Origin of the sequence: Cohnella massiliensis (assembly GCF_900169535.1) — a bacterium.
GTDB lineage: Bacteria > Bacillota > Bacilli > Paenibacillales > Paenibacillaceae > Cohnella > Cohnella algarum.
The window spans coordinates 1512357-1536244 of sequence record NZ_LT821259.1 but is presented as its reverse complement, the minus strand read 5'-3'; the positions used below and the strand labels follow the sequence as shown (position 1 = coordinate 1536244).

Sequence of the window (23888 nt, the reverse complement as noted above, 5' to 3'; positions counted from 1 at the left end):
TCAAAAATCCTCCTTGTATGAAATAAGCCTATTGGTCTACTATAACAAATTGTCGCGGATTTTCCTTAATATAACCTAAAAATCGCAAAAAAAACGGTCTCCGGCCGGCGCTCCCGATTAAGTCGGAGACGAGGCGAGCCATCCGCGCGAAAAAGGACCTCGCCCCCCGATGCCTCGCAGGGATGAGGTCCTTTCATTCCTCTTTTATTCTTTTAGCTCACCTTATGCTCGATGCGCAGCTTGTCGGCCACCATGGCGATGAATTCGCTGTTCGTTGGCTTTGATTTGCTGATATTGATCGTATAGCCGAACAGATGGCTGATGCTGTCAATGTTGCCGCGCGTCCAGGCGACTTCGATCGCGTGGCGAATCGCGCGTTCGACGCGGGACGGCGTCGTTTTGAATTTTTCGGCGATCGCCGGGTACAGCGTCTTCGTAATCGCGCCGAGGATTTCGATGTTGTTGTACACCATCGTAATCGCTTCGCGCAAATATTGATACCCTTTAATATGAGCGGGTACGCCGATTTCGTGAATGATGCTCGTAATGTTGGCGTCGAGGTTTTTCGGTTTGCCGATCGGCACGATGTTCGAACGCGCCACGCTGGCGATCGAGGACGTCGATACCGGAGCCGAGACGGCCGAATATCCGGCCAGTTGACGAATTCGATTGGCGAGCACATCCATGTCGAACGGTTTTAATATGTAGTAGGAAGCCCCAAGTTGAACCGCTCGCTGCGTGATGTTCTCCTGCCCAAACGCCGTAAGCATAATAATCTTCGGCATCGGAGACAAATTCATATCCCGAAGCTTTTCAAGCACGCCTAGTCCGTCCAAGTGCGGCATGATGATATCGAGAATCATCACATCGGGTACGAGACGATTTTCTTCCAATTGGCGGATGACTTCTTCTCCGTTGTACGCCACCCCGATGACCGTCATGTCATCCTGCTCTTCAATGTAATCGGACAACAAATTCGTAAATTCTCGGTTGTCGTCAGCCAGAAATACTTCGATCCGCTGCAAGGTTGGTCCTCCCTTATCTACATTTAGGTTAGTGTTGCTCTGTGTATCCAAATTCGACACGACCACTTTGAATCCTTCTTGATTAGAATTTTTTTCTTTATTTTTTATCCGAGATGCTCTATAATGAAGTTTTGTGCCAAATGACGTCTTTTTTCGAACTTTTTCGACAAAAGTTCCTGCTTCTCCCAATAACGCAAACATCCAAGGCGTTAAACCGCCTTAGATGTTGTTTGGTTCGGTTGCAGGACGATGCCGGCGTCTTGCAGCATCCATTCGATATAACAGCCGTATCCCGAAGTCGGATCGTTAACGAATACGTGGGTTACCGCTCCGACCAGTTTTCCTTTTTGAATAATCGGGCTTCCGCTCATCCCTTGCACGATCCCGCCCGTTCGTTCGAGCAGCCGCGGGTCGGTAATTCGGATGACCATGCCTTTCGTTGCAGGCGACGTTTGTTTGGCGACATGAACGATCTGAATGTTGAACTTCTCCACTTTTTGTCCGTTGACGACCGTTAAAATTTCCGCCGGACCTTCCTCGACTTCCTCGGCGAAAGCAACCGGCACCGGCTTCTGATGAAGGCCGTGATCGGGAAGTTCGCGCATTTTGCCGAAAATGCCGAACGATGTGTTGCGTTCCACGCTTCCCAGCGTTTTTCCTTCTTTTACGAAGTTGGCCCTCTTTTCGCCCGGTTCGCCGTTCTGGCTTTTGGAAATCGACAGCACATTCGATTGCAAAATTTGACCGTCGCCGACGACGATCGGCGTTTGGGTATCCATGTCCGTGATGACATGGCCCAGCGCTCCGTACACGCCTTGATCCGGCGCATAAAACGTAAGCGTTCCGACGCCGGCGGCCGAATTCCGGATGTAAAGCCCGAGCCTCCACACCTTGTCCTCCAAATCGAACGCCGGCTTAAGCTGCGTGCGGAAACGGCTTTTGCCCCTTTGGACGACAAGATCGAGCGGCACGTTGCTTTTGCCGGCTTGTTCGGCCAGCGCCGCCACCTTCGAAACGTCGTTTAACGGCTGCCCGTTGATCTCGACAATCAGATCGCCGAGCCGAAGCTTCGCTTCCTCGCCGGGAGACATCCGGGTTTCCGGGCTCGTGCGGATCAAATGATGTCCGACGACCATGATGCCCGCGGATTTGACTTTGACTCCGATCGTTTGCCCGCCAGGAACGACGCGCAAATCGGGCACGACCTGCAGCTTAACCGTCTTAAACGGGATTTTGCCGAACAACCGGAGCTTCAGTTTCGTGACTCCGCTGTTTTTGGACTCGATCGATAACGGTTTGTTCAAATCGACAGGGAAATGCTCCCGATTCGCGCCGTTGACGACCGCCACCTGAGGATCCAGGCTCCCTTGGGCATGGACGGGCATGGCGTAATGAAGCCGCTTCGATTGGCCCTCGAACAGGCGGAGCTCGTCAGGAAAAGCGGCATAATGCCGAATCGGACCCGAGGAAGCGGCTAGACAAAGAAATAAAACGAGAACGATGCCGATTTTGCGTCGTATGGAGGCTGTTCGGTTCAAATTCTCACGCTCCCTTACAGTCTTTCCGGCATTTCGATCAGCCGGCAACGTAACTATAAGGTAACCGTGCCCCCCTGCTTTTATGTTCCCAAAAAGCTTCCTAAACCTTTAAATTTTCGCGCCGTTACGCGTTTTTTAGGCGTTTAGCCAGCGCCAGCATTTCCTGAGCGTGGTGACGGGTTTTTGCCGTTACTTCCACTCCGCCGAGCATTCGGGCTAGTTCCTCCACCCGTTCCTGGCTGGAAAGCTCGCGCACGGCCGTTGCCGTTCTTCCGTTGTCGGTAATGCTTTTGGCGATTTCGTACTGATAATCGGCCATGCATGCCACCTGGGGCAGATGGGTGATCGAAAAAACCTGGCAATGCTTCGCAAGCAGCGACAATTTCTCCGCGACGGCTTGAGCGGCACGGCCGCTTACGCCCGTATCGACTTCGTCGAAAACGAGCACCGGAATCCGGTCGATGCGGGCGAAAATCGCTTTGAGGGCGAGCATGACGCGGGACATTTCCCCGCCGGAAGCGATTTTGGACAACGGCTTGGGCGGCTCCCCCGGGTTCGTCGACAGCAAAAACTCGGCGCTGTCGGCACCCGTGGCGTCAAACGGAACAGGCTCCAGCTTGACTTCGAATATCGCCCGCTCCATTTGCAAATCGCGTAGCTCCTGAACGATGATCGCCGACAGCTTGTTCGCCGCGTTTCTTCGGATGGAGGTCAGCCGATCGGCAAGCTGCGACAGCTCGCGCTCGAGCTTTTCTTGTTCGTCCGCAAGCTGCTGAAGCCGTTCGTCGCGATTTTCCAGCTTGTCCGTTTCGGCTTGGATTCGTTTCCGGTAGGCCAGAATATCTTCGATCGTTTCCCCGTATTTGCGTTTCAATCCGCTCAGCAAATTCAGCCGCTCTTCGATAAAGGCGAGCCGTTCCGGATTGAATTCGATTTGGTCGCGGTACCCGCGCAATTGATACGCCGCGTCTTCCGCGCCGTAATAGGCCGATTGCAGCTGCTCCACGAGCGGACCGATTTTCGCCGGATCGACTTTGACGATGTCCTCGAGCCGCGCGATCGCCCGCGAAAGGACGGCAAGCCCCTTGGAACCGTAAAGCAAATCGTAGGCTTCCGATACGGAATCCGCCAGCTTTTCCGCATGGCTTAGTTTGCGTTTCTCGTCGGCCAGGGATTCGTCTTCACCCGGCATAAGCCGGGCTTCTTCGATTTCTTCCAATTGGTACCGGTACAGGTCGAGCATTTGCATTTGCTGGCGGGACGATTCCTCGAGCTCCTTGCGCTCGCGCTCGATTTGCCGGAATCGCCGGTACTTGTCGGCGTAGGCGTTTTTGTCGGGGACGATTTCGTCTCCCGCGTATTGATCCAGCCACTCGAGATGCCGATCCGTTCGCAGCAGCGATTGGTGCTCGTGCTGCCCGTGGATATTGACCAGATGCTCGCCGACTTCCCGCAGCATCGACAGCGTCGCGCTTTGGCCGTTCAGCCGCGCGGAAGATTTGCCGTGCAGCAAAATTTCCCTGCGAATCAACAGCATTTCGCGCGGATTCGCGTCGATTCCGAATCGGTTCAGCGTCGCCCATACCGGATGATTTTCCGGCAAGTCGAAGCTTGCCTCGATGACCGCGCGGTCGCGCCCGTGCCGAATCATGTCCGCCGAACTTCTTCCCCCGGCGATAAGCCCCATCGCATCGATGACCATCGATTTACCGGCGCCCGTTTCTCCCGTCAACACGTGAAATCCGCGATGAAACCCTACGGTAACCTGTTCGATTACCGCCAAATTGCGAATAGACAGCTCCCGAAGCATTGCCTTGCGGCCTCCCCTCTTTTGCTGACGCCTGCGCTTTTATTGCATCATTTCATGGATCCGCTTGACCATCACGGGTCCCTGCTCCTTCGACTTGCAGATCAATAGCGTCGTATCGTCGCCACCGATCGAGCCCAGCACCTCCGGCCAGTCCATGCCGTCGATCAACGCGGCGATCGTGTTGGCCGTTCCCGGCAGGCAGCGGACGACTACCAAATTTTCGGCGGCATCGGCCTGAACGAAATGGTCGAGCAGCGCCCGCTTCAGCTTCAGCGCAGGATTGAACCGCTGATCCTGCGGCATCGAATATTTATATCGGCCGTCTTCGAGGGGCACTTTGATCAGCTGCATTTCCTTGATGTCGCGGGAAACGGTCGCCTGTGTCACATGAACGCCTTCGTTGCGCAGCGCTTCGACCAATTCCTCCTGCGTTTCGATTTCCCGCTTGCCGATCATTTCCCGAATTTGCCGTTGTCGTTGAACTTTCATTCCTTGTCATCCTCCACTTTAAATCGCACCGTACGCACGGTCCGTTCTTTGGGATCGGCAACGATAATCCCCGCGCTTTCCGGAAACAGCAGAGCATAAGGCAGCAGACGCTCCCTGAGCCCGCTGGCGCTCCACTCGGTCGGCTTTCGGGGCCGTTCGAGCTTGACTAAATAGTATTGTTGATCCTTTTTGGCCAAATAATCGAAATAAAGGCGCGTAGGCTGCGAAGGAAAGTCGTCGACGGTCACGCGAAGCGGAATGCGATGCTTGCCGGACAACACCTCGTAACCGTGCTCTTCCAGCAGCGTTACCGCATCGGCCGGTTCCACTTCTCCCGCATGCGCGAGCTTCCGAAGCCTGGCGCTGGGCGGCTCTAACAGCCACAAATGCAGCCGCCTCGCCAGCCACCAGACCAGCAGCCCCGCAACCGTCAAAAACAACAGCCAATCGCCGAACCGCTCCACGATCGCTCCCCCTCCGCATCGAACGTCGGCGTTATCGATTGTCGAGTTCCTGGAGGTTCGCCGCATCTAATCGTAGTTCGCGCCGCAAGCCCTGAATTCCTTTTTTCCGCGAAGGAACGCAAAAACGGAGCATGCCCGCGAGAAACCGGTTATTCGATCCGGCCGTTCTTCGGCAGCTCCGGGACAGATGTTCCCTTGCTTATTTCGTGCTAAGATCAACCTTTGCGGTGAAAAGCGTTCGAGGCCTCGTCCACGACCGAGCGAACGAGCGACGGAACGGAATCCGGAGAACTTTCGTCCTCTAACGTTTCCGAAGCGTTCGCTTCAAGCCGCCAATAGGCCAAAAATTCGATGTTGCCTTCGCCCCCGGTAATCGGGGAATAGGTCAGCCCTTGCAGCCGAAATCCAAGCCTCTCCGCGTGAGCCAGCACTTCGATCAGCACCGATTCGTGAACGCCCGGATCCCGGACAACGCCGGATTTGCCTACTTGCTCGCGGCCCGCCTCGAATTGGGGCTTGATGAGCGCGACCGTCCCGCCGCCGGACTGAAACAGCTCGGCCAGCGTCGGCAAAATCAGCTTCAGCGAGATGAACGAAACGTCGATCGTCGCAAATGCCGGCGCCGGCCCGTCCAGCTGGTCCGCGGTCATATGACGGAAATTCGTCCGTTCCATGACCCGGACCCGCTCGTCCTGGCGCAGCGACCAGTCCAGTTGGTTGTACCCGACATCCACCGCGTAGACGAATGCCGCGCCGTTCTGAAGCGCGCAATCGGTAAACCCTCCGGTGGAGGCGCCGATGTCGAGCATAACCGCATCCTTCAAATCGAGCCCGAAAAATCGGATCGCTTTCTCGAGCTTGAGCCCCCCGCGGCTGACATACGGATGGGGCGCTCCTTTGACGACGATGGCGGCGTCGCGCGGCACCTTCGTCCCCGCCTTGTCGACGCGCTCCGTGCCGACTTGAACGAGCCCCGCCATAATCGCCGCCTTCGCCTTTTCGCGACTTTCGAAATAGCCTAACTCCACAAGCAAAACGTCGAGCCGTTCCTTGACGGGTACGTTCATCACGTCGCTCTCTGGCGCTTGCGGACGACGCGCTTGCGCAGCTCCTGCGCGACGTTTTCGGGCGTCAGCCCGACTTCGGCCCGCTGTTCCTTGATCGTCGCGTGCTCGATGAAACGGTCGGGAACGCCGAGCATGCCCACCGAGATGTGCTGCTGGCCCGCCAATGCGTAAAACTCGAGAATGGCGCCGCCCAGTCCCCCTTGCTCCGATCCCTCTTCGAGCACGAGCAGCGGGATGTTTTCCTTGGCCAAGGAGAGCAGCATCTCCTCGTCCAGCGGTTTGACGAAGCGGGCGTTCACGACCCGGGCCTGAATGCCTTCGCGCTTCAGCAGTTCCGCGGCTTCTTCCGCGACTTGAACCATCGGGCCGATCGCGATGATGGCGGCGTAATCCCCGTCGCGAACCGTTTCCCAGCTGCCGATCGGGATCGGCCGAAGCTCCGGATCCATCGGGACGCCAAGTCCGTTGATCCTCGGATAACGGACGGCGATCGGGCCGTCCTCGTATTCGACCGCGGTCTTGAGCATGTGCCGCAGCTCATTCTCGTCCTTCGGCATCATGATGACCATATTCGGAATATGCCGCAAGAATGCGATATCGTACACGCCTTGGTGCGTCTCCCCGTCTGCGCCGACAAAGCCGGCCCGGTCGATCGCGAACACCACGTTCAGTTTCTGGCGGCAAATATCGTGCACTACCTGGTCATAGGCGCGCTGCAGGAACGTCGAATAGACGGCGAATACCGGCTTCATGCCTTCCAGCGCCATGGCTGCGGCCATCGTGGCGGCATGTTGCTCCGCGATGCCGACGTCGAACATCCGGTTCGGGAAGCGTTCCGCGAACCCGAGCAATCCGGAACCTCCCGGCATGGCCGGGGTAATCGCCACGATGCGGTCGTCCCGCTCCGCGAGTTCGATCAGCGTTTTGCCGAAGACGTCCGTATAAACGGGAGGTCCGACCGACTTGACGACTTGTCCGGATTCGATCTTGTACGGCGTGATGCCGTGCCATTTGAACGAATCCGCTTCCGCGGGCGAATATCCTTTGCCCTTGATCGTCAGGATGTGAATGAGAACCGGACCGTTCACCTTCTCGGCTTGATGGAACGCCTCGACCAGCTTCTCGATATCGTGGCCGTCGACCGGCCCGAAATATTTGAGCCCGAATTCCTCGAACAGCATGCCCGGGACAACCAAATATTTCAGGCTGTCCTTGAGCCGTTCGGCCGTCTTGGCCAGCTTGCCGCCGATGGCGGGAATTTTGCGGACGAGCGTTTCGAATTCGTCCTTCGCTTTGCGATAGGTTTTGTCGGAACGGACCTTGCCCAAGTAGTTGTGCAGAGCGCCTACGTTCGGCGCGATCGACATCTCGTTGTCGTTCAGGACGACGATCAGATTGCGCTTCTCGTGACCGATATGGTTCATCGCTTCGAGCGCCATGCCCCCGGTCAGCGCGCCGTCCCCGATCACGGCGATCACTTTGTTGCTTTCGCCCTTCAAGTCGCGCGCAAGAGCCATGCCGGCCGCGGCCGACAGCGAAGTGCTGCTGTGCCCGGCTTCCCATACGTCATGCTCGCTTTCGGAACGCTTGACGAAGCCGCACAGGCCGTCCTTCTGGCGCAGCGTGCCGAAGCGGTCTTTGCGGCCGGTTAAAATTTTATGAACGTAGGCCTGATGGCCGACGTCGAAAATGAATTTGTCCCGCGGGCTGTCGTACAAATAATGGAGCGCGAGCGTCAATTCGACGACGCCCAAATTCGGCGCGAGATGCCCGCCGGTCGCGGATAAATTTTCGATTAAAAACTGGCGGATTTCTTGCGCCAACTGAGGCAGCTCGGCTAAGGAAAGCTGCTTAAGATCAGATGGGCTGTCGATACGGTCGAGCAGCAATGGAGTTCCCCGCTTTCCCGGATAAGTCCGTGTACGTTACAAAATTTGATATCATTATAACACATGCGGCAGACAAATGCCCAATACGGGGCCAAGCTTGGCAGATCTTGACGAAATGCGGACGCAAGCCCCCGCGACGGTCCGCTGCGGTTATGGTATCCCATTCCATACGTTTAACCGTGAAAATCGTTCCGGGATTTTGCTGCAAGGCGAAGTGTTTATTTGTACGGGTTGAATACTTCGGTTCGGAAACTTTAATTCAAGATTGGCGCGAGGATCCGGCCCGGTTTCTAGTTCGCAAGTTGGGGTGGAAGTTTGTGTATCCTCAAAGGTTCGAAAGGGTTCCGGGTGAATTCGGCGTGAGTTCGGCGATTGCACGCAAAAACGATCACCTGCCGTTTTCCGCCCCCGACTGGCGTTAGCCGTCAAAGGCAAGGATCCTCATCCATGGGCGCTCGGCACGGCCAAAAAAAAGACCGCCCCGGCGCGTCGACAACGTCGACATCCGCTCGCCGGGCAGTCCGGATAAAGCGCAAATTCTTTTAAACCGGTGCAACGGCTAGTGATCCCGATTCATGATGGAGCGCGCGATGCCGGCCAGCAATTCCGGCTTGGCAAAACCCGCGGCCATTACCGCCTCGATCGCCTCTTCCGTAAGACGGGACACGCGCTCCCGGCTCGCGTCCAGCCCAAGCAGAAACGGGTACGTCACTTTGCCTTGGCGCTCATCGCTTTTCAGCGGTTTGCCCAGTTTCCCCTCGTCGCCGATCACGTCCAAAATATCGTCCTGAATTTGGAAGGCGAGGCCGATATTGCGGCCGAACAGCTCGAGCGCCGCCAGCTTGTCGGCTTCCGCTTCGGCCGCGTGCCCCCCCGCCCGCAACGAAAACGCGATCAGGTCGCTTGTCTTGTGCAAATGGATCGACTCGAGCTCCTCGAGCGAGGTGATTCCCTGCTCTCCCAGCATATCGCTCGCTTGGCCGCCGACCATGCCCGAAAGTCCCGCAAACCGGGCCAGCTCCGAAACGACGGCGAGCGCCCGGTCTGCCGGAACGCCCAAAGAAGCCGCCTGCGAAGCGACGAAGAAGGCGTGCGTCAGCAACCCGTCGCCGGCGAGAATCGCCATCGCCTCTCCGAACACTTTGTGGTTGGTCGGACGTCCGCGGCGAAAATCGTCGTTATCCATCGCCGGCAAGTCGTCGTGAATGAGCGAGTAGGTGTGGATCATTTCGACGGCGACGGCAAACGGCATCGCCCTGGCGTGGATCCCCTCGTCGCCGCCGACGCTTTCCGCCGACGCCAAAACCAATATCGGCCGCAGGCGCTTGCCCCCGGCTTCCAGCGAGTAAACGGCCGCGTCCCTCAGCGGGGCCGGAATGCGCCATTCGGCCGGTATCGCTTCGCGAAGCCGTTCTTCGACGCGTTCTCGCAAAGCCTTGATATACGCTTCGATGTTGCCAGATACCGTCACTTCCGCTACTCTCCTTTATCCGCTTCGGCCTCGCCCTGCAAAGGCGCGAACGGCTTGCGCTGAAATCCGGTTTCGTCCTCCATCAGCATTTCGATCCTTTTTTCCACTTGTTCGAGCTTCTGCCCGCAAAGCCTGGACAATGCGATTCCCTGCTGATAAAGCTCGATGGCGGTTTCCAGCGGGACGTCCGAATGCTCGAGGCGGGCCACGATTTCCTCCAGCTTCTCCATCGCTTCCTCGAAGGAAATAGCCTGCGCGGCATCCGCGCTCGCCGCCGTTTCCGCGCCTGCCGTTTCCCGTTCCGGTTTAAGGCTCATTCCCGACTCCCTCCTCCTGCAATCCCCATACTTGGCAATCCAGCGTTCCGTCCGCCAAGCGGACTTTGACCCGGTCTCCCGGCTGAACTTCCTCTATCGAACGAATGATAGCTTCTTCCTGTTCGTCATAGACGAGACTGTAGCCTCTGCCCATAATTTTGAGCGGGCTGAGCGCGTCAAGCTGGCGAACGAGCGCGCCGAAGCCGCTTTGCCGTTCGCGCAGCACGCTTCGCATCGACTGCGACAGCCTGGCCGCAGCCGCATCGGCCCGCTTGCGCGCGAACGACGCTTGCGCCCGCGGGCTTGCGGCCGACAACCGGCCCGCCAGCCGCGCAAGCCGCTCTTGCGACCGGGCGAATCGCCCCTCGGCGCGGAACTGCAGCCGATCCCGCAGCCGGTCGAGCCGTTCGGCCTGCGAGAGCAACGCCCGCTTCGGCTGCAAAAAATACGGCGACTTGGCCGCGCGCTGCCAGCGTTCCCGCGAATGGACAAGCTTAAAGCGCAGCGATTTGTCCATTCGCCGCCGCAGCGACTCGATCGTCTGGCGCAGCTCCGCCGCGTGCGGAACCGCGAGCTCCGCGGCCGCGGTCGGCGTCGGCGCGCGCAAATCGGCGACGAAGTCGGCGATCGTGAAATCCGTTTCGTGGCCGACCGCCGAAATGACGGGAATGGCCGACGCGCGAATGGCTCGGGCGACGATTTCCTCGTTGAACGCCCAAAGCTCTTCGAGCGATCCGCCCCCGCGGCCCACGATCAGGACGTCGGCCTCGCCGAGACGATTCATCGCCTCGATCGCCTGCACGATCGAGGCCGCCGCCGCCTTCCCCTGGACCGATGCCGGATAGAGAAGCACCGGGACGGACGCGAACCGCCTTTGCAGGGTAATGATAATATCCCGCACCGCCGCCCCCGTCGGCGACGTAATAACGCCGATCGCTTTCGGGTATCGGGGAATCGGCCGCTTGACCGCCTCGGAAAACAAGCCTTCCTCGCCAAGCTTCCGCTTCAACTGCTCGAAAGCGAGATAAAGGCTGCCGACGCCGTCCGGCTGCATCGCCGTAACGTAAAACTGGTACTGGCCGTCCCGCTCGAAGACGGACACCCCGCCTCTCGCCAGCACCTTCATGCCGTCCTTCGGCCGGAAGGGCAGCCGCTGATTGTACGAGCCGAACATGATGCTTTTCAGTCTGCCGCTTTCGTCCTTGAGCGTAAAGTACATATGTCCGCTCGAATGATGGGTGAAATTCGAGATTTCCCCCCGGATCCATATATCCTGAAGCTTGGCGTCTCCTTCCAGCTTCAGCTTGATGTACCGGTTCACATCGCGGATGCTCAGCACGCGCGAAGGCTCCAAACGCGCCGCCTCCTCTCCTTGGCTTCGAACGCGACCGTTTGCGTCTGTATTTCGTTTACTTGGCTTTGCCCAATGCCGCTTTCAGCGTATTTTTCATCAGCATCGTAATCGTCATCGGCCCGACGCCTCCCGGAACCGGCGTAATCCAGCCCGCAACTTCGGAAGCTTCGGCAAAATCCACGTCGCCGCACAGCTTGCCGTCAGGCAGCCGGTTGACGCCGACGTCGATCACGACGGCTCCGGGCTTGATCCAGTCGCCTTTGACCAGCTTCGGAACGCCGACCGCCGCCACGACGATATCGGCTTGGCGGGAAACTTCCGCCAGATTCGGCGTGCGCGAATGGCAAATCGTCACCGTCGCATGCTCCCGAAGCAGCAGGAGCGAAACCGGCTTGCCCACGATGTTGCTGCGTCCGATGACGACCGCATGCTTGCCGGCGGGAGAGTTGCCCGTCCGCTTCAGCAGCTCGATAACGCCCGCCGGCGTGCAAGGCAGCAAGGCGTCGTCTCCGATGACCATATTGCCGACGCTGACCGGATGAAAGCCGTCCACGTCCTTTTCGACCGCGATCGCGTCGATGACCGCCTTCTCCTTGATATGCTTCGGCAGCGGCAGCTGCACGAGAATGCCGTGCACGCTGTCTTGGGCGTTCAACCGGCCGATCAGCTCCAGCAATTCCGCTTGCGAGGTCTCCGCGGAAAGGCGGTGCACCTCGGAATAAAAGCCGAGATCTTCGCAAGCTTTCGCCTTATTGCGAACGTAAACCTGGGACGCCGGATCTTCCCCGACCAGAATGACGGCAAGCCCCGGTTGAATGCCCGAACTTTTCAGCTTTGTGACTTCGTCTTTGATTTCCGCCCGGATTTGGTCGGAAATTTTTTTGCCTTCGATCAGCTTTGCGCTCATTGCGGTTCCTCCTCGCCATTCGTTTCGAATTCGGGCTTCGGATCTTTTGCGGATTCCGGCTTTCCGCCCCCCGTCTCGCGCAGCATGCGTCCGAGCACGCCGTTGACGAATTTGCCGGATTCGTCCGTGCCGAAGCGCTTCGCCAGCTCGATCGCTTCGTTTACGACAACCTTCGGAGGCACTTCCTTCCGGTGGGCGAGCTCGAAAGCCGCAAGCCGCAAAATCTGGCGGTCCACCCGCGACAGGCGATCCACCTGCCATCCGGTCAAATACCGGGCCAGCGAGCGGTCGATTTCTTCCCGGTGGGCCGTAACGCCCTTTACCAGCTCGCGGGTAAACCCGTCGACCGCGCCGACGTCTTCGACGTTCGCGCCGATTTCGTTTTCTTCGCGCGCTTCCGTCAGAACGGTCTCCACCGCGGCCTGCGCGTCCACGCCGTTCATTTCCATCTGGTACAGGCTCTGCACCGCAATTTCCCTTGCCAATCTGCGCTTCATGAATCCTCCCGCTTCGACAACTTGTTTTTTGGGCCAACCGAAATAGCATTCAGAAAAAACGACGAGCCGTCCCGCCCGATCCCGAAACGGGATGGCGGCGCGAGGCGCCGCTTCGGGCAAGAAGGCTTCACGGCTTGCGAATCAGCGCGGCCACGGCCACCGATCGGACATCCAGGAGACCAGCCGGTCCCACGGCAGCAGAGGGCCCCGCTTCTTGTCTTTGTTATATCCGATTCCATATCCCAAACCGACAAGCAATATACAAAACAGCATATCCCAAAATCCGCTAATTAAATAGATGACCGCGCAAAAAAGTCCCGCCAAAATGCCAAGCGCCCGTCCTCCGTAGGCTTCCAGCCATTCTTTCCACATGGGCGGCCGTCCCCCTATTCCACTCGGCTTTTATACGTGGTCGGCGACTGCGTCACGTTGGCGATAAAGACGGAAACCTCGGAAACGGGAATTCCGGTCGTCTGCTCCAAATGTTCGGATACGGCTTTTTGCATTTCTTCGGATATCGAAGGAATGGAGTTTTCCCCGTCGACGAAAGCGCGGATCATGATTTGCAGGCCGGATTCGGAAGCGCGGACCCGCGCGCGCAAATCCTTGACGCCCCGGGAACGGGATGCGGCCTTGAGCGCCAAATTCTCGATCGTCTCGACCGAAATGCGAATATCTCCGTGCTCGGTGCGCTGAGTGATCGACTCGGACGAGCCGCCGGTGCGCCGAAACGAAACGACGAACAGCCGGAAGCTGATCAAAAACAGCACGACGCCGACCGCGATGACCGATGCCTGAACCGCCCGGTAGCCTCCCGCGGCCTCCTCGACGAACTGCTTCAGCCATTCCGTATCGAAGCCGCCCAGCGCGACGACGACGGCGATTACGGAAGCGGCGCCCACCGCCAGCGTGTATAAAAATAACAGCAGCCTGTCCAGCATTCTAATCAACGACAGTCTCCTCCAGTCTCGACGCGCGTATGCCCCGCCTTACGAAAAGGCGCCGAAGCTCGGCCTCCCCCTGGGTTCGGCCGCTACGGCGCCGTCATCCGCATTCCGGTAATCGCTTACCTCAGGGAATCCCGGGGGGCGCTATCGGACACGCGCATGCGAATCGTCTTCTTCCGGTTTCTCCGGAGTTTTGAAATGAACGTCGTGAATATGTACATTCACTTCCACCACGTTCAGCCCCGTCATCGTTTCGATCGAACGCTTGACGTTGCGCTGAATTTCAGCCGCGATTTCGGGAATGCGCCTGCCATATTCGACGACGATATTGACGTCGACCGCCGCTTCGCGCTGGCCGACTTCGACTTTCACGCCTTTGGACAAATTTTTGCGTCCGAGAAGTTCCGCAATTCCGGAGGAGATACCGCCGCTCATTCCGGCAACGCCTTCCACTTCGACCGTCGCGAGACCGGCGATCACCTCGATGACTTCCGGCGCGATTTGAATGGTACCCATTTCCGTGCGTTCGTAATCGGTCACCAATGTTTCCATTCGTGAATCCACCTCCTTCAAAATGGTACGGCTCTTCGCCCAAGCATCGGCTGTCAGAGGCGCCGGCAGCCCTCGGCATGGCGGCTGGGCCGTCATGCCGGATTGGGCCATGCACCTCTTTATTATTCATACTATAGCATTGCGCGTTGATTATGACAAACCGGGATCATAGATATCGTGTTCTTCGAGAAACTTGATATCGAACGTGCCTTTTTGGAACAGGGGATGATCCAGCAGCTTCAGATGAAAAGGGATCGTCGTTTTGACCCCTTCCACGAAAAACTCCGCGAGGGCCCTCCGTCCGCGAGCGATCGCTTCGCCGCGCGTCGGCGCCCAGACGATCAGCTTCGCGATCATCGAATCGTAATGCGGCGAGATCGTGTAGTGGGTGTAAGCGCCGCTGTCCACGCGCACGCCGGGACCGCCGGGCGGCAAATAAAAGCCGACGCGCCCCGGAGACGGCATGAAATTGCGTTCCGGATCTTCCGCATTGATCCGGAATTCGAACGCCCAACCGTCCCATTTGACGTCTTCCTGCGCAAAGGAAAGAGGCGCTCCTTCCGCGACCGAGATCATTTCCTTGATCAGGTCGACGCCCGTGATCATTTCGGTGACGGGGTGTTCGACCTGGATGCGGGTATTCATTTCCATAAAATAAAATTGGCCGTCGGGACCCAGCAAAAACTCGATCGTGCCCGCGCCGCAATAGTCGACGGCTTTGGCCGCCCGTACGGCGGCTTGCCCCATCCGTTCGCGGAGGGCCGGCGTCATGACCGGGCACGGCGCTTCCTCGACGAGCTTCTGGCGCCGGCGCTGCACCGAGCAGTCCCGTTCGCCGAGGTGAACGACGTTGCCGTGCTTGTCGGCGATGACCTGAATTTCGACGTGCTTCATGCCGGTCAAATATTTCTCGAGATAGACGCCGGAATTGCCGAACGCCTTCTGGGCTTCCTGCTGGGCGGTCGTAATCTCGCGAACGAGCATTTCTTCGTCGTCCGCAAGGCGAATGCCGCGTCCGCCGCCACCGGCCGTCGCCTTGATGATGACCGGATACCCGATCTCGCGCGCTACCCGGACGGCTTCGTCCAGATCCTCGACCAGGCCGTCGGAACCCGGGATGACCGGAACGTCGGCCTCCTTCATCGTCTGCTTCGCCACGGACTTGTCGCCCATCCGACTGATCGCTTCGGCGGAAGGGCCGATGAACGTGATGTTGCAGCTTTCGCAAATATCCGCGAAGTCGGCGTTCTCCGACAGGAAGCCGTAGCCCGGATGAATCGCGTCGCATTCCGTCAGCGTAGCCACGCTCATAATGTTGGTCAAGTTCAAATAGCTGTCTTTGGAGGCCGTCGGACCGATGCAGTACGCTTCGTCGGCCAAGCGGACGTGCAGCGATTCGCGGTCGGCTTCGGAATAGACCGCGACGGTCGAAATTCCGAGCTCCCGGCACGCCCGGATAATGCGGACGGCAATCTCGCCGCGGTTGGCCACCAAAATTTTATGGATTTTCAAAACAGGAGATCCCCCTTCGTTGATACCAGTTGACGCTCGAAAGCCGGAAATCCTTTATTCCGGTCTGACGAGGAACAGCGGTTGGCCGTACTCGACCAATTGTCCGTTCTCTACCAGAATCTCGACGATCTCGCCTTTCACTTCCGCTTCCAGCGGATTCATCAGCTTCATCGCTTCCAAAATGCAAACGACCGTCTTCTCGGTCACCTTGTCGCCGGCATTGACGAAGCTCGGGGCATCGGGAGAAGGAGCCCGATAGAACGTTCCCACCATCGGGGAAACGATCTTGTGCAGGCCTTCGCGTTCGGAAGACTCGCTCTTGGGCGCTTCCGGGGAAGCCGCCGCTTGGGCGGGCGCCGCGGCCGGCGCGGATGCCGCCGCGGGCAAGTATGTATGTGCCGCCGGAGCCGTTTGCACGTTGACGACTTCGGTCCGGCCCGGTTTGCGAATGGCGAGCCTTGCCCCTTCGTTTTCGATTTCCAGCTCTTGAACGGACGTTTGATCCACCAATTTGATCAGTTCTTTGATTTCGCTAAGTTTAAACATTGTCTCGGACACTCCTTGGTTCGGGGTTCCTTTGCAGGCCATGCTTGTTCGTTCCCATAACGAAGTTATTATATCACATTCGACTGAAATGGAAAGAGTCCGGCCTTATGGCCGAACTCTTTGCCGCAGCGCGCCGTTCGTTCAAGGAATGTATTGCACGGTCAGCCTGTCGGGCGAAACCTCCAGCTCCTTCATGGCAAGCTCGACGATGGTTACGGCTTCGTCCTTCTCCAGCTTGTCGGCCTGAACAACCACCTTGTAGTTGCTTTCTTCCTCTTCCACGACGACGTTGCCGTAGGTGGCGACCAACTTTTCCTCCAGGGAAGTCATCCGCTCTTCGATCGCGTCGAGCCGGCTCAGCTCCTCCATCGCGGACTGGGCTTCCTCGGGCGTCGTGTTTTTGCTGTCGGCGATAATCGCGTTCAGCCGTTCCTGCTCTTGCGAGTAATTTTCCAATCTTTCAAGCGCGATCCGATCGATATATTCCCTGCCGCCCAAATTGTTGTTCATTCCGTTCAGCACGGCTTCGTCCTCCGGACCGCCCGTTTCGGGTTCCGCCGCCGACTCTTCGCCCGCGCTTCCCGCTTCCGGCGACGGCTCGCTCCCGGAAGCCGGATCGCCGGATTCGGAAGGCTCTTCGGCGCCCGTTTGCGAATCGGGAGAGGCGGACGGGGAGGCCCCGGCTTCGGTTTCATCGCCGTATGCTCCGTCGACCTGCGTGATTTCCACGCCGCTTCCGGGATCCGCCTGGGCATACCCGCCGGCCTGGTCGGCCGTCTGTCCGGCCGGATTGACGTCCTCCGTAAACAGGTAGTATGCCGACAGAATGACCATCAAACTGAGCATCGACACCAGCCAAATCGTTTGCCTTTTGTTGTTCATGCTCTCCTTGCCTCCTTGGATTTTGGGCTTTTTTTGAACCGCCCCGGATGGGCTGCGTTATTCGATTGTGCGTTTATTTCGTCTCCTTATTGCTTGCGCGGAACGACCGATATCCGGTGGATCGGGACGTCCAGTCCCCGGGAAACCGCTTCGGCGATCAGCTTGTGCACGGTGGCGTTTTCCCCGCCTTTGGCTACGATCAGCACGCCCCGGACGCGAGGCTTGATTTTCTTGACCACGATCGGCGTCTGGCTGCCCGACACTTCGTACAGGACGACCTGGCCGTCCCTCGTCACGTCGGTAATGTGCCGCTTGGCCCCGTTGCGGTCGGACTCTTCGGTAATCGTCGACGTATCCCGTTCGTTCTGCTGAACGACCGTCTCCTCCGTCGATTCCACGGTAACCATCACGTCCGCCGTCCCGACGCCGACCATGTTTTCGAGCATCTCCTTCAGCCGGGTTTCCAGCGTCGTTTCGATTTCGACGAACGGATCGTCGACCCGGGCCGCTCCCGCGGTCATCGTCTGCTGCTCGGGCGAATCGTTGTCGCCCAGCGGAGCGTAATCTTTGTCGCCCGACGGATCGATCGTCTTCACGTTGAGGAGATTGGCGACGAGAATGAGGGCGGCTCCGATGAGCCCAATCAGCACGAGCCAGCGGAACGCCTTGACCCGGCGCGGTCCTCCCGGTCCTCCTCCGATGAACGTTTCCAACTGCTGCAGCCATTTTGCCATGGAACACCCCCTTATCCCGAATTTCCGCCGCCGGCCTCCGTCACGACCGCGATGCGGTCGGCCGAAACCCCCCACCGCGCGGCGAGCTGCGCGGCAATCTTTTGCCTCGTCCGGCTGTCGGCCTCCGATTCGCCCTCAAGCCGTTCCGGGGAAGCTTGTTCCGGTTCGACGCCCGCTCCGTTTTCGGCGAAGACGGGCAACTCGTCCGTCCCGATCCGGACGTCGACGGGCGCTACCGGCTCCACTTCCGCAATGCCTCTGCCCGGCGACGATGCCGGGCCGGCAGGCTCGGCGGGGGCGGCGAGAACGAGCGTTATCCCCGCAACCCGCTGCCCTTCCGGCGTCGTTTCGACGTCCACCTCCACCCGGCGGACGTCCACCCCTTGTTCCCGTTCCACTTCGCGCTCGATCTCCCCGGCAAGCCGATCCGTCGCGAGCGTTGCCGCCCGCTCCGCCCACACCGCCTGCAGCCGCTCGCCGTCTTCCCGGATGCGGGCCAGCTCGTCCGCCGACGACTCCGGCGAGCGGCTTGCCGATTCGATCCCCATCGCCAGCCGTTCCCCGAAATCGCCGCGTATCCATTGCAGGAGCGGCGTCACCATCGTCAGCAGAATGAACAATCCCGCGACGAGCCGGACATAGCGCTGCATCACCCGGTTCGGCAACAGAAGGTCGGCGAGCGAAGCGAGCAGCACGACGGCGATGATTTGCTGAAGCCACTTGGCCAGCGCGTCGATCATGCGTTCACCTCCCGCGTCGTCAGCGCAGCATCACCGAAGCGTTGCCCGCCGTCAAAATAATCGTCACGGCAAGGAAGAACATCAGCCCGACCGAAGCCAGCGCGGCAAAGACGTAAATGAGCGTTTTCCCGATCGTTTGCAGGCAGCCCGCGATCGGCGAGTCCCCGAGCGGCTGCAAAACGGCTGCCGACAAGTTGTAAATCAGCGCCAGCGTCAAAATCTTGATCGCCGGGAACGCGCACAGAAAGAGCAAAATGATGACTCCCGTAAGTCCGACCGCGTTTTTGACGAGCAGGCTGGCCGACAAAACGGTATCCGCCGCGTCGGAAAACATTCTGCCGACGACGGGCACGAAATTTCCCGTGACGAACTTGGTCGTCTTGAGCACGATCCCGTCCGCCACCGCCCCGGTCGCCCCCTGAACCGAAAGAACGCCGAGAAACAACGTGAGCAGGATGCCCAGCATGCTGACGCTGACGCTGCGAAGCAAATTGGCGAGCTGCGTCACCTTGTACCGGTCCGACACGGCGCTGGCCAAATGCAGGACGGCGGAAAAGAACAGCAGCGGAAAGACGACCAGGTGAATGAGCGTGCCGATCGAGTGAATCATGAACACGATCAGCGGATGCATGACCGCGACGGTCGTGACCCCTCCCGAACCGGCAAGCAGCGTCAGCAGCAGCGGGACCATCGCCAGCATGAACTGCACCATGCCGCTGATCGCTTCCTCCGCGTAGGCCGTGGCGCTGCGGAAGCTGTTGACGGCGATGATGAGGAGCACGATGTACGCGATCGAATAGGCGACCCGGCTGACCGCGTTCCGCTCGAACGCGTTTTGCATCGTTTCCAGGATCATCGCGAACACGGCGAGCAGCACGATCGTCACGACGAGCTTGCCGCTGTACAGCAGCTCGTGAAGGAAGTACCGCGCGAGTCCTCCGAGCGCTTGGGAAACGCTCCAGGGCTTCCCTTCCGGAAACATCATTTGGCTGAGTTCCGGTATTTGTCCTTCCGGAAAGTAGCCGCCGTATTCGCGCCCCAGCTTGTTCCAAAATTGCTCGATCTGGCTCATGTCGACGTCCCCGGACTGCTGAACGGCGAGCTCCCCCGCCAACTCGCCCGCATCCGGTTGACCGGAAACCTCTTGCCGCCCTTCGGCCGCCGGCGCCGCGGAGTAGGCGAGCCTGTCCGTTCCGGCCCGCTCCCCGGCGGAAGGAGGCGGTTCGGAAGATGCGAACGCCTGCGCGGCATGCGGCAAAAACGACAGCGCCAATGCCGAGAGCAGCAGCGCCAGCTGCGCCCAGGCCGAGTTTTTTGCTAGAAGCGCCCGGTTTCGCATCGTTCCCCCCCGTTCCCGTTCCTCCTCAAGCCGGCAACAGGTTCAAGACCGTCTCGATCAAAACGCCGATGATCGGCACCGCCATGACCAGGATCAATATTTTGCCGGCGAATTCGATTTTGGACGCCACGCTTTCGAGTCCGGCGTCGCGCACGATTTGCGCGCCGAATTCCGCGATATAGGCGATGCCGATAATTTTGAGCATCGTCTTCAGGTACACCGACGAAATGCCGGACCGATCCGCCAAATCCTCGAGCACCGACACGACGCCTTCGATTTTTCCGATCATCGTCAGGAAGATGGCGACGCCGACGAACGCCGCCAGCAAAAAGGCGAACATCGGCTTCTGTTCCCGTATGACCAGAATGAGGATGGTCGCCAGCAGTCCGATGCCTACAATTTGAAGGATATCCAGCGTCCTCACCCGCTCGTTCCCGCTTCGCGCTACTGAAACAGGAATATCGTCTTGATCTCCTGGAACAAGTCGTTCAGCATTCTGACAACCATAAACAGCACGACGACAAATCCGATCACCGTCACCCAATGCGCCATATCTTCCTTGCCCATCTGTTTAAGCACGGTATGGATCATGGCTACGATAATGCCGATCCCGGCAATCTGAAAAATGGTGCTGACATCGATGTTCATGACTAACGGCCTCCCTGCTTACAGCATCAGGATAACGACCAGGGCCGCCCCAAGCACTCCCAGATTGCGGCTAAGCTTCTCGTAGCGCTGCTGGTCTTCCCGTGCCGAAGCCTCTTCCGTCTGCAGCTGCAGCACCGCCAAACGCATATGCTTGAGCTGATCTTCCCGCCCGCTGCCGCCGAGCGACGCTCCGAGCCGGAGCATCGCTTCCTTCTCTCCCGCCCGCATCGCCGTTTTCGGCCAGCCCTCGTGAATCGAGCTTTCCCAGCATTGCTGCACCGTCGCCCCGGTCCCGTCCCGCAAGCGCTCCGAAGCGCCGGCGAACAAAGCCGCCAGGGGCGGCGGGTGAAGAAGCGAGGAAATGCGGTCGAGCGCGTCCGGCAGCGGCGTCTGCCCGTAGCCGATTTCCGTCTCCAGCCTTTGCATCGCATGCAGCAGCTGGCGGATCTGGCGCGGACGTTCGGCGAACTTGGCCGCCTGAAGAAAACCGAGCAACGTTCCGGCAAACAGCACGAGCGCCGCTCCGACAAGCTTAAGCATGTTCCGCCTCCCGTCCGGCATCTTCCGCACGGGACGGAGAGCGGATGCTCGGAAACGGCCGCGGGACTCCGCCCCCGCCGCCCGGCGATCCCGCCGCCGAACCGGACCGCGTTTCCTCCGTTTCGGGCGGCGCGTCGCGCGGCGAAGCGCGAGAACGCGTTCCGCCGCCGCGCCATTTCTCGTCCGCGTCGCGGTCGGAATAGACGAGGTGCCGCACGTTGTCGCCCTGGCGGGACAACAGCACATAAGCGCCGAACACGCGGTCCCGGGCGAGCTCCGACAGCACCGGGCGCATGAGCACGTCGTCGAGGCCGGCCGCGTGGGCCGTGGCGATCACCCTTACGCCCGCGTGAAGCGCTTCGCGCAGCGCGTACGCATCCTCGCCGCGCCCGATTTCGTCGACGACGATCACTTCGGGAGACATCGAGCGAATCATCATCATGATGCCTTCGGCCTTCGGGCAGGCATCGAGCACGTCGGTGCGGGGGCCCAGATCGAACGTCGGGATTCCTCTTTCGCTGGCGGCGATTTCCGACCGCTCGTCCACGATCCCGACTTTCCGTCCCCCCCAGCCCGCCGCTTGCGGATGCCCCCATTCCCCGGAGCTGACCGCTCGGGCCATATCGCGAAGAAGCGTCGTTTTGCCGTGCTGCGGCGGGGACACGATCAGCGTATGCTTGACCGTCCGGGCGGCTTGATCGAGCAAGCCGGGCAGGACGGCCGCCGCGCAGCCGACGCGAGGACGAGCTATGCGCACGTTAAAGCCCGCGATGTCTTTGACCTGGCGGACCGCGCCGCCTTCCGTGACGGTTCTTCCGACGAGGCCGATCCGGTGCCCTCCCGAAACGGTCACGTATCCGCGGCGAAGCTCCTCCTCCACGGCATAAAGCGAATGATTCGTTATCGTTTCGAGCAATGCCCTGCATTGGTCCCGATCCGGCTTATAGGCGGATTTGAAATCGCCGGTTACCGAACCGTCGGACCGGACGAAGCCGTAGCGCCCTCCATAACCGATTTCCAGCGGACGATTTTCCCGAATCCGGATTTCCTCCAATGTCCCGGCGATCGCTTGCGGCAGGCCGGCCAAAAGGCTTCGCAAAACGGAAGGCATCAGGTCCAACCAGTTGGGCGCCATCAGGGAATCCCCCCTTTTTTCGAGACGTTGTCCATTTCTGATTCATATGTATGCTTGTACGAGGCGATTATGTCATCTTGTCCGCATTTCGCCGCGTCCGCCGCTACTTTTTGAGAACGCCGACGAGCAGGCAGGCGACGCCCGCGGTCACCCAGATGAAACGGCCCGGGGACAGCTTATCCGAAATGCCCACCAGCCCGATCGTCGTCGTCGCGACCAGAACGAGCGGCCCGACCAGGGCCAGCATCGAATTGACGACGAGCGCCTTCTGCACGTCGTTCAGCTTCAGCATGACGAGCGCGGCCGTGAGTTCGATACTTCCGGAAAGAAGGCGCAAAATCGCCATTCCGAACACCGTTTTATCCATGAACCGATCGTCTCCTTCCGGCAAGAGATTGTCCTTTTTTGTACTATATGCGCCGCCTGCGCCAAACAGGACAACCTTCGGGCAAATTCGGCGGCCGAAGCGAAAGTCGAGGGACACCCGCCTACGCCGGGCCGCATATATTGCTCTTGCAAGGAAGTCGCGCCATGCGCCGCCGCGCCCCCGCAAGGGGAAACGAACGGCGGCAACCTCAACCTTTCCAACAAGGAGAGCTGCTTATGAAATCGACGATCGGCTCGCCGTGGCATCCGCGCCTCACGGACCCGAGCGACAGCCGCGAAGTCAAACCCCGGACCTCGGGTCTGACGATGGTCATCGACAAAGGGCTGGGCCCCCATGCCTTTCAAGACCTGCTGACGACTTCGTCCGGCTACTTCGACCTTCTCAAATTCGGCTTCGGCACCTCGTCTTTGTACCCGTCTCCCCTGCTCAGGGAAAAGCTCGCGCAGGCGAAAAACGCCGGCATCGCCGCGTTTCCCGGGGGGACGCTGCTGGAAGCCGCGTTTCGGCTGCGCGTCGTGCCGAATTTTTTCCGCTCGGTGCTGGAACTGGGCTTTGACGGCGTCGAAATATCGGACGGAACCGTTCATTTGAAGCGTTCGGAACGGGACGAATTGATTCGGGAAGCCGGCTTGCTCGGGCTTCGGGTGTTTACGGAGTACGGCAAAAAAACGCACGGAGCCCGTCTCGATATCGACGATCTGTGCAGAACCTTCGAACGGGATTTGAATTGCGGGGCGGAATTGGTCACGGTCGAGGCGCGCGAATCCGGCCAAGGCGTCGGCCTGTTCGACGACGACGGGGCCTGCCGCGAGGACGAAATGGAGCTCGTTTTGAAACGAATACCGGACCGTACGAAGCTGATGTGGGAAGCGCCGCAAAAGGATCAGCAGGCCGCGCTGCTCCGCATCGCGGGGCCGGATGTCAACCTGGGCAACGTTCAGCCTCAGGAGGCGTTTGCGCTCGAAACGATGAGGCGGGGGCTTCGTTCGGATACGTTCGGCTTGCACCGCGTCATTTCGGATTACGTCATTTAAACCGCCAAAGCCCCGGCTGCCGTTCTAGTGCCGGGGCTTGTTCCATATTCCTATTATAACGGA

At 59.3% G+C, this 23888-nt stretch carries 27 protein-coding genes; 1 reads left to right on the top strand and 26 read right to left on the bottom strand.

Annotation, left to right across the window (positions count from 1 at the left end):
- Positions 1–212: 212 nt before the first annotated feature.
- The 26 genes from spo0A to B7E11_RS20760 all read right to left on the bottom strand — a co-directional run bounded on the left by spo0A (position 213) and on the right by B7E11_RS20760 (position 22770).
- The gene (gene spo0A, locus B7E11_RS20885) at positions 213–1025 is read right to left on the bottom strand and encodes a sporulation transcription factor Spo0A (protein ID WP_080838394.1); all 813 of its coding nucleotides are present in this window, start codon (positions 1023–1025) and stop codon (positions 213–215) included.
- Between the two features lie 209 nt (positions 1026–1234).
- Positions 1235–2563, bottom strand: a complete 1329-nt coding sequence (gene spoIVB, locus B7E11_RS20880) for a SpoIVB peptidase (RefSeq protein WP_080838392.1) — start codon at positions 2561–2563, stop codon at positions 1235–1237.
- Positions 2564–2687: 124 nt separating this feature from the next.
- Entirely contained in the window at positions 2688–4373 is a 1686-nt protein-coding gene (gene recN / locus B7E11_RS20875) for a DNA repair protein RecN (protein WP_080838390.1), read from the bottom strand.
- Between the two features lie 39 nt (positions 4374–4412).
- Complete coding sequence (ahrC, locus tag B7E11_RS20870) at positions 4413–4862, bottom strand: transcriptional regulator AhrC/ArgR (RefSeq protein WP_080838388.1); 450 nt, start codon at positions 4860–4862, stop codon at positions 4413–4415.
- Complete coding sequence (locus B7E11_RS20865; RefSeq protein WP_080838385.1) at positions 4859–5326, bottom strand: hypothetical protein; 468 nt, start codon at positions 5324–5326, stop codon at positions 4859–4861. Before B7E11_RS20865 ends, ahrC begins: the two co-directional genes overlap by 4 nt.
- Positions 5327–5541: 215 nt before the next feature.
- Positions 5542–6393 carry a TlyA family RNA methyltransferase gene (locus tag B7E11_RS20860; protein WP_080838383.1) on the bottom strand — a complete coding sequence of 284 codons (852 nt, stop codon included), beginning with the start codon at positions 6391–6393 and terminating at the stop codon, positions 5542–5544.
- Entirely contained in the window at positions 6393–8282 is a 1890-nt protein-coding gene (gene dxs, locus B7E11_RS20855; RefSeq protein ID WP_080838380.1) for a 1-deoxy-D-xylulose-5-phosphate synthase, read from the bottom strand. Before dxs ends, B7E11_RS20860 begins: the two co-directional genes overlap by 1 nt.
- 559 nt (positions 8283–8841) lie before the next feature.
- Entirely contained in the window at positions 8842–9753 is a 912-nt protein-coding gene (locus B7E11_RS20850) for a polyprenyl synthetase family protein (protein WP_080838379.1), read from the bottom strand.
- 5 nt (positions 9754–9758) lie between these two features.
- Positions 9759–10070 carry an exodeoxyribonuclease VII small subunit gene (gene xseB, locus B7E11_RS20845; RefSeq protein WP_080838376.1) on the bottom strand — a complete coding sequence of 104 codons (312 nt, stop codon included), beginning with the start codon at positions 10068–10070 and terminating at the stop codon, positions 9759–9761.
- Positions 10060–11424 carry an exodeoxyribonuclease VII large subunit gene (xseA, locus tag B7E11_RS20840; protein WP_080838373.1) on the bottom strand — a complete coding sequence of 455 codons (1365 nt, stop codon included), beginning with the start codon at positions 11422–11424 and terminating at the stop codon, positions 10060–10062. Before xseA ends, xseB begins: the two co-directional genes overlap by 11 nt.
- A 55-nt stretch (positions 11425–11479) precedes the next feature.
- Positions 11480–12331: a bifunctional methylenetetrahydrofolate dehydrogenase/methenyltetrahydrofolate cyclohydrolase FolD gene (gene folD, locus B7E11_RS20835; protein WP_080838372.1), complete on the bottom strand. Its 852-nt coding sequence runs from the start codon at positions 12329–12331 to the stop codon at positions 11480–11482.
- Positions 12328–12828 (bottom strand): transcription antitermination factor NusB, encoded by a 501-nt coding sequence (gene nusB / locus B7E11_RS20830; protein WP_080840923.1) that lies wholly within the window; start codon positions 12826–12828, stop codon positions 12328–12330. The genes folD and nusB overlap by 4 nt, the downstream gene beginning before the upstream one ends.
- 141 nt (positions 12829–12969) lie before the next feature.
- Positions 12970–13200: a DUF2273 domain-containing protein gene (locus tag B7E11_RS20825; RefSeq protein WP_080838370.1), complete on the bottom strand. Its 231-nt coding sequence runs from the start codon at positions 13198–13200 to the stop codon at positions 12970–12972.
- A 14-nt stretch (positions 13201–13214) separates the two neighbouring features.
- Positions 13215–13778, bottom strand: coding sequence for an alkaline shock response membrane anchor protein AmaP (amaP, locus tag B7E11_RS20820; protein WP_080838367.1), 564 nt, complete (start codon positions 13776–13778; stop codon positions 13215–13217).
- A gap of 141 nt (positions 13779–13919) precedes the next feature.
- Positions 13920–14327, bottom strand: coding sequence for an Asp23/Gls24 family envelope stress response protein (locus B7E11_RS20815; RefSeq protein WP_080838365.1), 408 nt, complete (start codon positions 14325–14327; stop codon positions 13920–13922).
- 150 nt (positions 14328–14477) lie between these two features.
- Entirely contained in the window at positions 14478–15839 is a 1362-nt protein-coding gene (gene accC, locus B7E11_RS20810) for an acetyl-CoA carboxylase biotin carboxylase subunit (protein WP_080838362.1), read from the bottom strand.
- Positions 15840–15893: 54 nt separating this feature from the next.
- Positions 15894–16385, bottom strand: coding sequence for an acetyl-CoA carboxylase biotin carboxyl carrier protein (accB, locus tag B7E11_RS20805; RefSeq protein WP_080838359.1), 492 nt, complete (start codon positions 16383–16385; stop codon positions 15894–15896).
- A gap of 141 nt (positions 16386–16526) precedes the next feature.
- Positions 16527–17267 (bottom strand): SpoIIIAH-like family protein, encoded by a 741-nt coding sequence (locus B7E11_RS20800; protein WP_080838356.1) that lies wholly within the window; start codon positions 17265–17267, stop codon positions 16527–16529.
- A gap of 86 nt (positions 17268–17353) precedes the next feature.
- Positions 17354–18001, bottom strand: coding sequence for a stage III sporulation protein AG (gene spoIIIAG, locus B7E11_RS20795; protein ID WP_080838353.1), 648 nt, complete (start codon positions 17999–18001; stop codon positions 17354–17356).
- Between the two features lie 11 nt (positions 18002–18012).
- Positions 18013–18741, bottom strand: coding sequence for a stage III sporulation protein AF (spoIIIAF, locus tag B7E11_RS20790; protein WP_080838350.1), 729 nt, complete (start codon positions 18739–18741; stop codon positions 18013–18015).
- A gap of 19 nt (positions 18742–18760) precedes the next feature.
- Positions 18761–20080, bottom strand: coding sequence for a stage III sporulation protein AE (gene spoIIIAE, locus B7E11_RS20785; RefSeq protein ID WP_080838347.1), 1320 nt, complete (start codon positions 20078–20080; stop codon positions 18761–18763).
- A gap of 25 nt (positions 20081–20105) precedes the next feature.
- Positions 20106–20495 carry a stage III sporulation protein AD gene (gene spoIIIAD / locus B7E11_RS20780; protein ID WP_080840922.1) on the bottom strand — a complete coding sequence of 130 codons (390 nt, stop codon included), beginning with the start codon at positions 20493–20495 and terminating at the stop codon, positions 20106–20108.
- A 29-nt stretch (positions 20496–20524) separates the two neighbouring features.
- Complete coding sequence (spoIIIAC, locus tag B7E11_RS20775; RefSeq protein ID WP_080838344.1) at positions 20525–20728, bottom strand: stage III sporulation protein AC; 204 nt, start codon at positions 20726–20728, stop codon at positions 20525–20527.
- A gap of 18 nt (positions 20729–20746) precedes the next feature.
- Positions 20747–21268 (bottom strand): stage III sporulation protein SpoIIIAB, encoded by a 522-nt coding sequence (gene spoIIIAB, locus B7E11_RS20770; RefSeq protein WP_080838341.1) that lies wholly within the window; start codon positions 21266–21268, stop codon positions 20747–20749.
- The gene (spoIIIAA, locus tag B7E11_RS20765) at positions 21261–22403 is read right to left on the bottom strand and encodes a stage III sporulation protein AA (protein WP_080838338.1); all 1143 of its coding nucleotides are present in this window, start codon (positions 22401–22403) and stop codon (positions 21261–21263) included. The genes spoIIIAB and spoIIIAA overlap by 8 nt, the downstream gene beginning before the upstream one ends.
- Positions 22404–22506: 103 nt before the next feature.
- Entirely contained in the window at positions 22507–22770 is a 264-nt protein-coding gene (locus B7E11_RS20760) for a YqhV family protein (RefSeq protein WP_080838336.1), read from the bottom strand.
- Positions 22771–23006: 236 nt separating this feature from the next.
- Between B7E11_RS20760 and comA the strand changes: the two genes are divergently transcribed.
- On the top strand, positions 23007–23825 hold the full coding sequence (gene comA / locus B7E11_RS20755; protein ID WP_080838334.1) for a phosphosulfolactate synthase: 819 nt from the start codon (positions 23007–23009) through the stop codon (positions 23823–23825).
- Positions 23826–23888 lie beyond the last annotated feature (63 nt).

Excerpts from the sequence above, each read along its gene's own strand:
- nusB (WP_080840923.1), bottom strand. The coding sequence starts at position 12,828 with ATGAAGCGCAGATTGGCAAGGGAAATTGCGGTGCAGAGCCTGTACCAG.
- spoIIIAG (WP_080838353.1), bottom strand. The coding sequence starts at position 18,001 with ATGGCAAAATGGCTGCAGCAGTTGGAAACGTTCATCGGAGGAGGACCG.
- spoIIIAC (WP_080838344.1), bottom strand. The coding sequence starts at position 20,728 with ATGAACATCGATGTCAGCACCATTTTTCAGATTGCCGGGATCGGCATT.
- spoIIIAE (WP_080838347.1), bottom strand. The coding sequence starts at position 20,080 with ATGCGAAACCGGGCGCTTCTAGCAAAAAACTCGGCCTGGGCGCAGCTG.
- xseB (WP_080838376.1), bottom strand. The coding sequence starts at position 10,070 with ATGAGCCTTAAACCGGAACGGGAAACGGCAGGCGCGGAAACGGCGGCG.
- recN (WP_080838390.1), bottom strand. The coding sequence starts at position 4,373 with ATGCTTCGGGAGCTGTCTATTCGCAATTTGGCGGTAATCGAACAGGTT.
- spoIIIAA (WP_080838338.1), bottom strand. The coding sequence starts at position 22,403 with ATGGCGCCCAACTGGTTGGACCTGATGCCTTCCGTTTTGCGAAGCCTT.
- ahrC (WP_080838388.1), bottom strand. The coding sequence starts at position 4,862 with ATGAAAGTTCAACGACAACGGCAAATTCGGGAAATGATCGGCAAGCGG.
- spoIIIAF (WP_080838350.1), bottom strand. The coding sequence starts at position 18,741 with ATGATCGACGCGCTGGCCAAGTGGCTTCAGCAAATCATCGCCGTCGTG.
- B7E11_RS20860 (WP_080838383.1), bottom strand. The coding sequence starts at position 6,393 with ATGAACGTACCCGTCAAGGAACGGCTCGACGTTTTGCTTGTGGAGTTA.
- folD (WP_080838372.1), bottom strand. The coding sequence starts at position 12,331 with ATGAGCGCAAAGCTGATCGAAGGCAAAAAAATTTCCGACCAAATCCGG.
- accB (WP_080838359.1), bottom strand. The coding sequence starts at position 16,385 with ATGTTTAAACTTAGCGAAATCAAAGAACTGATCAAATTGGTGGATCAA.
- B7E11_RS20800 (WP_080838356.1), bottom strand. The coding sequence starts at position 17,267 with ATGAACAACAAAAGGCAAACGATTTGGCTGGTGTCGATGCTCAGTTTG.
- B7E11_RS20760 (WP_080838336.1), bottom strand. The coding sequence starts at position 22,770 with ATGGATAAAACGGTGTTCGGAATGGCGATTTTGCGCCTTCTTTCCGGA.
- spoIIIAB (WP_080838341.1), bottom strand. The coding sequence starts at position 21,268 with ATGCTTAAGCTTGTCGGAGCGGCGCTCGTGCTGTTTGCCGGAACGTTG.
- comA (WP_080838334.1), top strand. The coding sequence starts at position 23,007 with ATGAAATCGACGATCGGCTCGCCGTGGCATCCGCGCCTCACGGACCCG.
- B7E11_RS20815 (WP_080838365.1), bottom strand. The coding sequence starts at position 14,327 with ATGGAAACATTGGTGACCGATTACGAACGCACGGAAATGGGTACCATT.
- B7E11_RS20825 (WP_080838370.1), bottom strand. The coding sequence starts at position 13,200 with ATGTGGAAAGAATGGCTGGAAGCCTACGGAGGACGGGCGCTTGGCATT.